The organism is Negativicutes bacterium (assembly GCA_018052945.1).
GTDB lineage: Bacteria > Bacillota > Negativicutes > JAGPMH01 > JAGPMH01 > JAGPMH01.
Genome location: JAGPMH010000051.1, coordinates 1 through 10,002 on the forward strand (window position 1 = coordinate 1; position 10,002 = coordinate 10,002).

The 10,002-nt window shown below is 34.3% G+C and carries 12 protein-coding genes and 1 riboswitch; all 12 genes read right to left on the reverse strand.

Annotated features, from left to right (window positions below; translation table 11 throughout):
- Positions 1-1,610, reverse strand: a 1,610-nt coding sequence (gene groL / locus KBI38_07200) for a chaperonin GroEL (GenBank protein MBP8629843.1), incomplete at its 3' end; no start/stop codon positions are given.
- 21 nt (positions 1,611-1,631) lie between these two features.
- Positions 1,632-1,913: a co-chaperone GroES gene (gene groES, locus KBI38_07205; GenBank protein MBP8629844.1), complete on the reverse strand. Its 282-nt coding sequence runs from the start codon at positions 1,911-1,913 to the stop codon at positions 1,632-1,634.
- A gap of 191 nt (positions 1,914-2,104) precedes the next feature.
- Complete coding sequence (locus tag KBI38_07210; protein MBP8629845.1) at positions 2,105-2,686, reverse strand: response regulator; 582 nt, start codon at positions 2,684-2,686, stop codon at positions 2,105-2,107.
- A gap of 3 nt (positions 2,687-2,689) precedes the next feature.
- Entirely contained in the window at positions 2,690-4,105 is a 1,416-nt protein-coding gene (locus tag KBI38_07215; GenBank protein ID MBP8629846.1) for a histidine kinase N-terminal domain-containing protein, read from the reverse strand.
- Between the two features lie 10 nt (positions 4,106-4,115).
- A complete protein-coding gene (gene tsaD / locus KBI38_07220) occupies positions 4,116-5,144 on the reverse strand; it encodes a tRNA (adenosine(37)-N6)-threonylcarbamoyltransferase complex transferase subunit TsaD (GenBank protein ID MBP8629847.1) in 1,029 nt (342 codons plus the stop codon).
- A 13-nt stretch (positions 5,145-5,157) separates the two neighbouring features.
- Positions 5,158-5,604: a ribosomal protein S18-alanine N-acetyltransferase gene (gene rimI, locus KBI38_07225; GenBank protein ID MBP8629848.1), complete on the reverse strand. Its 447-nt coding sequence runs from the start codon at positions 5,602-5,604 to the stop codon at positions 5,158-5,160.
- A complete protein-coding gene (gene tsaB / locus KBI38_07230; protein ID MBP8629849.1) occupies positions 5,597-6,304 on the reverse strand; it encodes a tRNA (adenosine(37)-N6)-threonylcarbamoyltransferase complex dimerization subunit type 1 TsaB in 708 nt (235 codons plus the stop codon). Before tsaB ends, rimI begins: the two co-directional genes overlap by 8 nt.
- On the reverse strand, positions 6,301-6,765 hold the full coding sequence (gene tsaE, locus KBI38_07235) for a tRNA (adenosine(37)-N6)-threonylcarbamoyltransferase complex ATPase subunit type 1 TsaE (protein ID MBP8629850.1): 465 nt from the start codon (positions 6,763-6,765) through the stop codon (positions 6,301-6,303). Before tsaE ends, tsaB begins: the two co-directional genes overlap by 4 nt.
- A 13-nt stretch (positions 6,766-6,778) precedes the next feature.
- Entirely contained in the window at positions 6,779-7,759 is a 981-nt protein-coding gene (gene thiL / locus KBI38_07240; protein ID MBP8629851.1) for a thiamine-phosphate kinase, read from the reverse strand.
- A 66-nt stretch (positions 7,760-7,825) separates the two neighbouring features.
- Complete coding sequence (thiC, locus tag KBI38_07245; protein ID MBP8629852.1) at positions 7,826-9,112, reverse strand: phosphomethylpyrimidine synthase ThiC; 1,287 nt, start codon at positions 9,110-9,112, stop codon at positions 7,826-7,828.
- 48 nt (positions 9,113-9,160) lie between these two features.
- Positions 9,161-9,256: riboswitch (TPP riboswitch) on the reverse strand.
- A gap of 6 nt (positions 9,257-9,262) precedes the next feature.
- Positions 9,263-9,835 (reverse strand): GerMN domain-containing protein, encoded by a 573-nt coding sequence (locus KBI38_07250; GenBank protein ID MBP8629853.1) that lies wholly within the window; start codon positions 9,833-9,835, stop codon positions 9,263-9,265.
- Between the two features lie 13 nt (positions 9,836-9,848).
- The coding region (locus KBI38_07255) for an N-acetylmuramoyl-L-alanine amidase (protein ID MBP8629854.1) at positions 9,849-10,002 on the reverse strand (154 nt) is incomplete at its 5' end.

Below are 10,002 nucleotides of genomic sequence, written 5' to 3' on the forward strand. Positions count from 1 at the left end.
CCCATTCCCGCCATTGCAGCAGCGGCAGCACCGTTATCTTTTTCTGGTTTATCAGCAACTAATGTTTCAGTTGTCAATACCATTGATGCAATACTTGCAGCATTTTGTAATGCAGAACGAGTTACTTTAGCAGGATCAACAATACCAGCAGCAATCATATCAACATATTCTTCAGTCAAAGCATTGAAACCAATACCTTTGCCTGCTTTTTTAACATTTTCAACAATTACTGAACCTTCAAGACCGGCATTATTAGCAATTTGACGAACTGGCTCTTCAATTGCACGTTTTACAATTAATACACCAGTTTTTTCATCGCCAGTTGCTTCAACTTTATCAAGTGCAGGTAATACATCAATAAATGTTGTACCACCACCAGCAACGATACCTTCTTCAACTGCTGCTCTAGTTGCATTAAGAGCATCTTCAATACGAAGTTTTTTCTCTTTTAATTCAACTTCAGTCGCAGCACCAACTTCAATAACCGCTACACCGCCAGCTAATTTAGCCAAACGTTCTTGTAATTTTTCAATATCAAATTCTGAAGTTGACTCTTTAATTTGAGTCTTGATTTGATCTACACGGCCTTTAATGAATACTTGATCACCAGCACCATCAACAACTGTAGTTTCTTCTTTGGATACACGAATTTGACGCGCACGACCTAAGTCTTCTAATTCCACGCTATCAAGTTTACGACCTAATTCTTCAGTGATAACATTAGCACCAGTTAACGCAGCAATATCTTCTAGCATTGCTTTACGACGGTCACCAAAGCCAGGAGCTTTTACCGCTACTGCACGGAATGTACCGCGTAATTTATTAACTACTAAAGTTGCTAAAGCTTCCCCTTCAACATCTTCAGCGATAATTACTAATTCTTTACCTTGTTGTACTACTTTTTCTAATACTGGTAATAAATCAGCAATTGCTGAAATTTTACGATCAGTAATTAAGATATAAGGATCATTTAAAATAGCTTCCATTTTATCAGTATCAGTTACCATGTATGGAGAAATGTATCCTCTATCAAATTGCATACCTTCAACTACGGAAAGACTTGTGCCCATACCTTTGGATTCTTCAACAGTAATAACACCGTCTTTACCCACTTTTTCCATAGCTTCAGCAATTAATTTACCTATTTCTTCATCAGCAGCGGAAATTGAAGCAACTTGAGCAATAGACTCTTTATCTTCAACTTTTTTAGCAGAATTTTTGATTTCTGCCACTAACGCATTAACTGCTTTTTCAATACCTTTTCTGATAATCATTGGGTTTGCACCAGCTGCAACATTACGCATACCTTCATGGATCATCGCTTGTGCTAACAAAGTAGCTGTAGTAGTACCATCACCAGCTACATCATTAGTTTTTGTCGCAACTTCTTTTACTAGTTGTGCACCCATGTTTTCAAACGGATCTTCTAAATCAATATCACGAGCAATTGTTACACCATCATTAGTAATAGTTGGTGCACCAAATTTTTTATCTAATACAACATTACGACCTTTTGGCCCTAATGTAACTTTAACGGCATTAGCTAAAGCATCAACACCTTTTTCTAATGCACGACGAGCTTCTTCGTTAAATAGAATTTGTTTTGCCATTTTTAAAATATCCCCCTTTTATTAAATAATAGCTAAAATATCTCTTTCGCTAACAATTAAATAATCTTTGCCACCGAATTTAATTTCAGTACCTGCATATTTGGAGAAAATAATTCTATCTCCTTCGTTTACATCAAGCGCCGCACGTTGACCATTGTCAAGTAATTTTCCTGTTCCAACAGCTACAACCGTACCTTCTTGTGGCTTTTCTTTAGCAGTATCCGGTAATACGATACCACTTGCTGTTTTTTGTTCTCCCTCTGAAACTTGAATTACAACTCTGTCACCTAATGGCTTTATCATTTTTTGGAGCCTCCCCTTAGAATTATTTTTCTGTTAGCACTCATCACTAGAGAGTGCTAATACATAAATTATAATATATAATTTATGACTAAAAATCAACACTTTCTTGAACTTTTTTTCGTTTTTTTATAGCAATTAAGCTGATTTTTATAATATTTTTGCGTTAAAGCTTAAAATATCTTTGTTTTTCTCTATTTCTTTTTATTAATAGAATCAATAATTGCTTGAGCAACTTCTTTAATTGATTTTCGTTTTGCCATACTATATTGTTGAATTTTACGATAGGCTTCACTTTCACTCAAGTCATGCACTTCCATCAAAATTCCTTTAGCTCGATCCAATATTTTTCTACTTTCCAACGATTCTTTTAAATCTTCAAACTCATTTTCTAATTGTAGAAATTCTGCAAATCTTGATACTGCTATTTCCATCGCCGGAAATAAATTTGTTTCCTTAACTGGTTTTACTAAATATGCTAAAACTCCTGACTCTTTTGCTTTATCAACTATCTCTTTTTGGCTAAAAGCAGTTAACAATAATACCGGTGCAAGTTTTTCATTAGAAATTATTTTTGCTGCGGCAATCCCATCTAATTCCGGCATCTGAATATCCATAATAACTAAGTCCGGCTTGTATTTTCTGGTCAATTCAACTGCCTTTACTCCATCAATTGCTTCGCCAACAACAGTATGTCCAGCTTGTTCTAGTATTTCTTTTACATCCATTCTTATTATCGATTCATTATCTGCAATTACAATTTTTAAATTAGCCATAGATTATATACCTCTCTCTATATCAATTGGAATATTTATAACAGCATATGTTCCACTATCGGATTTAAAATTTATAGTTCCGCCAAGATCTTCTTGGACTAAGGTTCTGACAATCTGTAACCCCAAACTTTTACTTCTTTGCAAGTCAAATTCTGGCGGTAAACCATGTCCATTGTCATAAATTGTAATTAGGTAGTGATCTGCTCTTATTACTATTTCAATACCGATCGTACCATCTTTATTGCCTGCAAAGCCATGTTCTAACGAATTTAAGATCAGTTCATTAATAACCAAGGCTAAACTACAAGCTTTTTCTGAGGGAAGAATAACTTTTTCACTACTAAATTTGGTTGTTAAGTTAAAGCCCGGATCCAACATATTATTAACAACTAAGTCTAAGATATTTTTGGCAACTTCTGCTACATCAATAAAATCTTCACCTTGTTGTGATAAAAACTCATGGACTACAGAAATACTCAAAATTCTATTAATACTTTCTTCCAATGCTGCCTTTACCTCAAGCGAAGTTGATCTTCTTGCTTGCAATCTTAAAAGACTGGCAATAGTTTGTAAATTGTTTTTTACTCGATGATGAATCTCTTGAATTACTGTCGCTTTAATTAATAATTGTTTTTCTTTTTTCTTTATCTCAGTAACATCAGAAACTACAATTATTTTTATTTCCTTTTTATTTTTTGGAATAGTAATTAATCGCTGTACCAATACTATCTCGCCAACTTCAATCTCCATCTCATACGGCAAATTACTTATCGTTGTTTTTTTAGTTATATGTCTAGTTATTTCCCTGTCAAAAATATGATGTCCAATAATATTACCGACACCTAATACTTTATAAATACTAGCCGCTGCCGTATTAGCAAAGGCAATTTTCCCATTTTCATTTACTACAATGATACCATCACTAGCTAATAACGGTCTGAATTTATTTTTATCGATGGGTAGCTGAACTGTTGATATTAAGGAAAATACTGTTTCTAATAAATAATTATAGCCATCAATTCCTATTTCCTCATAATTTGTTTCAAAACAAATTACTGCTACCATTTCGCCATTAGAATCATATAAAGGAAAAGTATACATGTCTAATAACAACCCTACTGCCCATTCACGTTTACCTTGAATATGTTTAGCAAAGCGAAATGTTCTCCAAATAAGCGGTTCTTCACTACCTTTTGCCATCGAACCGATGGAATTAGGTTTATATTGAAAGAAACTGGTATGAGGTTTAGCCTGAGCTACTATAATTAAAGATTTAACTCTGTCGCGAACATACATCGTCACCTGTGAATATGAAATATCAGCAATAAAGGGAAACAATAAGCTAATTTTATCTAAATATTCTATCTGCGCTTTACTTAACCTTGTATTTTTAGTACAGATATTAATCAGTTCATTCATTTTAAAGTCCTCACAGCGTTCCAATTTTTAATGATGGATTAGCATTTAAGTATAAATCAGCATATTTATTGGTCTTACTTTGATAATAAGCACGACAAGCAATCATCGCTGCATTATCAGTACATAAAATATTATCAGGAAAATACAATTTTATATTATCTTTCTGACAGCTATCTTGTAATGATCTTTTTAGTGCGCTATTAGCTGCAACACCACCGGCCACCACTAATTTTTCCGAACCTGTTTTTATCAGTGCCGCCATTGCTTTATCCACTAAAACATCAACTACGGCCTTTTGAAAACATGCCGCAACATCGTTTTGATTATATTCTTCACCCTTTTGTTTAGCACTATTGATATAATTTAATACTGCTGACTTCAACCCACTAAAACTAAATTCAAAGTTCCCTTTTTCATTTAAAGCTTGTGGGAATTTAATAGCCGTAGCTGAACCAGTTTGTGCCAATCTATCAATATGCGGACCGCCGGGATATGGTAATCCCATCACTCTGGCAATTTTGTCAAAGGCTTCTCCGGCAGCATCATCTCTTGTTTGTCCCAATAAATAAAACTCATTATAATCTTTCACATGAATTAAGGAAGTATGTCCTCCAGATACTACTAAGGCAACAAATGGTGGTTCAAGGTCTGGATGAGCTAGAAAGTTAGCAAAAATATGACCTTCCAAGTGGTTTACACCGATTAATGGAATATCTAAAGAATATGCTAATGCTTTTGCCGCTGCGACCCCCACTAGTAGTGCTCCCACTAATCCTGGACCATGAGTAACTCCAATATGGTTAATATCTTCTAATTTAATCTTTGCTGTATTTAAACACTCATCAATCACCGGCAGAACATTTTCAATATGCTTACGAGAGGCTATTTCAGGAACAACCCCGCCAAACTTTTGATGTACCGGTACTTGACTGGAAATAATATTAGCTAAAATTTTTCGTCCATTTACAATAATCGCTGCTGATGTTTCATCACAACTGGTTTCTATCCCTAAGGTTATAACATCCTTTTCTTCTAACATTAAAAATCCCCCATTATATATTTCGAAGCCACATTATAATTGCATCTTCATTATTATCAGCATAATAGCGTTTTCTAAGTCCTTGTTTTTCAAAACCAAACTGCTGATATAAAGACTGCGCCGGAATATTAGAAGCTCTTACTTCTAAAGTAATACTTGTGATCTGATGTTTTTTTGCTAAAACTATAAAAGCAGTTATCAGTTGCTTAGCAATCTTCTGCCGACGAAAATCAGACTTTACCGCGACATTTGTAATATGCGCTTCATCTAAAATGAACCAAGCTCCAATATAAGCTACAACCTTGTTATTAATAGAGCCTACCAAATAGTGTGCAATTTCATTATTTAATTCATCTTTAAAAGATTCTTTTGACCAGGGGTCAGTAAAAGAGGTAAGCTCCACTTCGTAAAGTTCCTCAATATCGTTAATATTAAACTCTCTAATTTCAAGATTAGACATTACATGACTCATTTCGTTTTTCCCATAAAACTTCTGCTTCTGATTTTCTAATATAACAAGGCTCTAGCGTCATAACATCATCTACTCTACCACTGTTTAACAAATTAGCACCTGCTAAGCCCACACTTGTTGCTTTAGCAAAAATATTTTGTGGACTTGCCAGAATTATATTTTGCGATACCCCCACTATCTTTTGAGCATATTTTACCGCACTCTCACCTAATAACAAAACCTTTTTATCTAAACCTGTTGCCATATCTAAAATATCTTCTAAATTCTCTACAAATGCTGGCTTTTTGATTGATAACTGCTCATTTTCCCAACAATATAAAGCCGTATAACAATTTCCTTTTTGTGCATCTAATAATGGCATTATATATATTTCTGGCAGTTTAAAATTATAAGCTAACGCCTCTAAGCTAGAAACACCAACAATCGGTATTTTCAAAGCATATGCCAATGCCTTTGCTGTCGCCAAACCAATTCTAAGTCCCGTAAATGATCCTGGACCAATGCTAACAGCAATTGCCGTTAAATCACCTTTATTAACACTTCCTAGTTTTAATAAGGTATCAATATTAGGCATTAACATTTCAGAATGTGTTAATTTATGTTGCACATTCAATTCTGCTAATACCTTATTATTATCAATCAAAGCTACACTTGAAACTATCGTTGATGTATCAATTCCCAAGATCATTTCACAACAAACTCCTCTAGTAAACTATTATATTTTGTACCGTGACAGGATATTTCAAAACTCCGTTCATCGACACCTTCTGTTCTCTTTATTTTTATTAATAAATATTCTTCCGGCAACTCCTGTTTAAACTTATCAGGCCATTCAATCACCGTTATCCCATCTTCTTTCTCTAGATATTCATAAAATCCAATATCATAAAGTTCTTCACTAAAATCCAAGCGATATAGGTCAAAATGGTATAAAGTTTTTGAACCTTGATAAATATTTAATAGCGCAAACGTTGGGCTTGTAACCTCTTCAGCTATCCCCAACCCTACCGCCAACCCTTGTACAAAGAGAGTTTTTCCTGCGCCCAAATCACCTTGCAAACAAATAACAGTACCTTCTTTTAATAATTGCGCAAATTTTTCTCCGATTGAAAAAGTTTCTTCTGGAGATTTTGTAAGAAAATTCAACATACTTTCACTCCGTTTATCTAAAATGATTATATCCTTTACTTTTTATATCAATAATAGTGCCATCATTTCTTTCTAATTTTACACCATTAAAACTGCTACATACTTCGCCAACAATGGTCAAATCATTTAATTCACCTTGTAATTTAGTTAATTTTTCCGGCGTTATTGTGAAAACCAACTGATAATCTTCTCCACCAAACAGCACATAATCTAACACATCTTTCTGAAAAACCTTGGCTACTTCTTTTGTTTCTTTTAAAACGGGCATTTTATTTTCTTTTAACATAATGCCTACTTCACTAGCAGTAGAAATTTCATTAGCTTCACTTGCTAAACCATCACTAATATCATTCATGCTATTTGCATAATTGGCGATAATTTCACCATAATTTAACTGTGGAAAGGGCATTAGATGTTTTTTTACTAATATTTCATATTGTTCTTGTTCATATTTATTAAGTAATATCTCCAATCCAGCGGCTGAAGAACCCAAATCACCAGTTACAACTACTAGATCGCCATTTTTTGCTCCACTACGATATTTCACTAATGGTAACGGTACTGTGCCTAATACAGTAACATTAATAACCAAGCCTTGTAGACTAGCAACGGTATCGCCACCAATTATATTAGCCTTAAATTTTTTAGTAAGATATTTCATACCATCATATAATTGTACCATAAAATCAACATCAATATCGCTAGGTATTGCTAACGATATTAAAATATTAGTAGGAGTTCCGCCCATTGCCGCAATATCACTAAAGTTAACCGCAATCGCTTTGTAGCCCAATTGCCAAGCAGTAATAAACTCTCTATTAAAATGTATTCCTTCAACTAACATATCAGTAGTCGCTAATTGCAATAAATTATTTTCAACACTAAATACCGCAGCATCATCACCAATCCCTTTGATGATATTATCTTTATTATTGATTGTATTTTGCTTCAATATATCAATTAAACCAAACTCACCAATTTCGTTTATTTTCATTATTATCTCCATAATATAAATAATGCAACCTTGTATAAGGTTGCATTAAACTTAACATTAATTTCTTTATTTTTCAAGATACTCGCCAACAATTTTCATGGCGCAATAATCGCCACACATTGAGCAAGCTTCAGTATTGTCAGCATTTCTAGCTTTACGATATTTTTTTGCCTTTTCAGGATCTATCGCTAATTCAATTTGTTTTTCCCAGTCTAAGGCTTTACGAGCTTTTGACATTTCCAAATCCCATTGTTTCGCACCATTTACTCCTTTGACAATATCTGCAGCATGACCGGCAATTCTTGAAGCAATTACCCCTTCTTTAACATCATCAATAGTTGGCAAGCCTAAATGCTCTGCCGGCGTTACATAGCATAAAAAGTCAGCACCAGCAGTGGCTGCTAAGGTTCCACCAATCGCTGCCGTAATATGATCATACCCCGGAGCAACATCGGTTACCAATGGCCCTAATACATAAAAAGGGGCACCTTGACAAAGTTGCTTTTGTAATTTTACATTGGCCGCAATTTGATCATACGGCATATGACCAGGTCCCTCAACAATTACTTGGATACCTCTTTGCCAAGCTCTATCAACTAACTCACCTAAAACCAACAATTCTTGAATTTGTGCTCTATCAGTAGCATCTTCTATGCAGCCTGGTCTTAAACCATCGCCTAAACTCATCGTTACATCATATTTTTCACAAATATCAAGGATCTCATCATAACGCTCATATAGTGGATTTTCTTTGTTATTATGTAACATCCACCCTGTTATAAAAGAACCCCCACGACTTACTACATCAGCAATCCGTCCTTGTTGCTTTAATCGATCTAACACACTAGTTGTTATCCCACAATGAATCGTCATAAAATCGGCTCCATCTTGCGCTTGCTTTTCAATAACAGCCAATAAATCATCACCAGTCATATCAACTACCACACCATATTTTTTTATTGCCTCTACCGTTGCCTGATAGATTGGTACTGTCCCAACCATAACCGTAGATTTATTAATAATAGACTGACGTGATAAATCAATATTATCACCTGTACTCAAATCCATAACGGCATCTGCACCAGCTGCAATTGCCACCTCTAATTTTTCTATTTCTGGTTCAATGTCAGGATAAGCACTAGAAGTTCCGATGTTAGCATTTACTTTTGTCGATAAACCAAGTCCAACTCCCCTTGGCACTAAGTTTTTATGATTAATATTTGCACATATTGCAATAGTCCCTTCAGCCACTCTATTTCTAATTAACTCCGGTGAAAGACCTTCTTGTTTTGCAACTATCTCCATAGCCGCAGTGATTATCCCTTGTCTTGCTAATTGCATTTGTGTAGCCATGTAAAACTCCTCCTAAAATTAAATAAACACCATTGTACATAACAATGGCGCTTAATAGCGCCACTTCCCTCCGTTAGCATTACCTAAGTCAGGTCCAAGGGTCAACATAAATGTTTCTCAGCCGTAGCGCCCCTAGTGGTTTAATTTATATTATTTTTTATTTATTATATTATCCATTCTTTTTACCGGTTCTGTCAAATCCATATGTCCAGCAATAGTATCAATCGGCTTTCCATCGACCATAAACACAACGCTAGTTACTTGAGGAAATTCTGTTAAGGTATTAACAATCGAACCCACTAAAAATATTTCACCAGTTGATCCTCCGTTAAAATTTTTCACAAATTCTTTGCTAAAATTAACATAGGCTATTTTATTTTTAACTTCCAGCCCATAAAGCTTTGTGCCTTTAGGAATTATATTGACGGAGCCATTTTGTTTTGTGCCCGTCAAAAGATCATTGAGGGCATCTATCAAAACATCATTCGATCCACTTTTAATATTTCTTACTTCAGGCACCAACGCTGTTGCATTTTCATTAGGAAAATAAATAATTATATTTTCTTTTTTATTATCAACATTATTAATATTACTTGTAACTTTTTCATCTTTAATTTTATCTTTCATAACATCAGTTTGGGGTTCTGTTTTATCGCATCCGCTAATTAGCATTAACAACCCTAATAAGGATAATACCAAAATATATTTTATTTTAATCCTCATTTTTACAACTCCTTTATTTGAATTTCAAAAAATAGTCATTAATACCTTTACATATTCCTATAGCTAAATTTTTTTGAAAATCTTGTGAATTTAATAAACTTTCTTCTTTGTAATTTGACAAAAACGCTAATTCAGTTAACGCTGCTGGCATCGGTGATCTTTTAGTA

Excerpts from the sequence above, each read along its gene's own strand:
- tsaB (MBP8629849.1), bottom strand. The coding sequence starts at position 6,304 with ATGATCTTGGGAATTGATACATCAACGATAGTTTCAAGTGTAGCTTTG.
- rimI (MBP8629848.1), bottom strand. The coding sequence starts at position 5,604 with ATGTCTAATCTTGAAATTAGAGAGTTTAATATTAACGATATTGAGGAA.
- thiC (MBP8629852.1), bottom strand. The coding sequence starts at position 9,112 with ATGGCTACACAAATGCAATTAGCAAGACAAGGGATAATCACTGCGGCT.
- tsaD (MBP8629847.1), bottom strand. The coding sequence starts at position 5,144 with ATGTTAGAAGAAAAGGATGTTATAACCTTAGGGATAGAAACCAGTTGT.
- KBI38_07215 (MBP8629846.1), bottom strand. The coding sequence starts at position 4,105 with ATGAATGAACTGATTAATATCTGTACTAAAAATACAAGGTTAAGTAAA.
- KBI38_07250 (MBP8629853.1), bottom strand. The coding sequence starts at position 9,835 with ATGAGGATTAAAATAAAATATATTTTGGTATTATCCTTATTAGGGTTG.
- KBI38_07210 (MBP8629845.1), bottom strand. The coding sequence starts at position 2,686 with ATGGCTAATTTAAAAATTGTAATTGCAGATAATGAATCGATAATAAGA.
- tsaE (MBP8629850.1), bottom strand. The coding sequence starts at position 6,765 with ATGTTGAATTTTCTTACAAAATCTCCAGAAGAAACTTTTTCAATCGGA.
- groES (MBP8629844.1), bottom strand. The coding sequence starts at position 1,913 with ATGATAAAGCCATTAGGTGACAGAGTTGTAATTCAAGTTTCAGAGGGA.
- thiL (MBP8629851.1), bottom strand. The coding sequence starts at position 7,759 with ATGAAAATAAACGAAATTGGTGAGTTTGGTTTAATTGATATATTGAAG.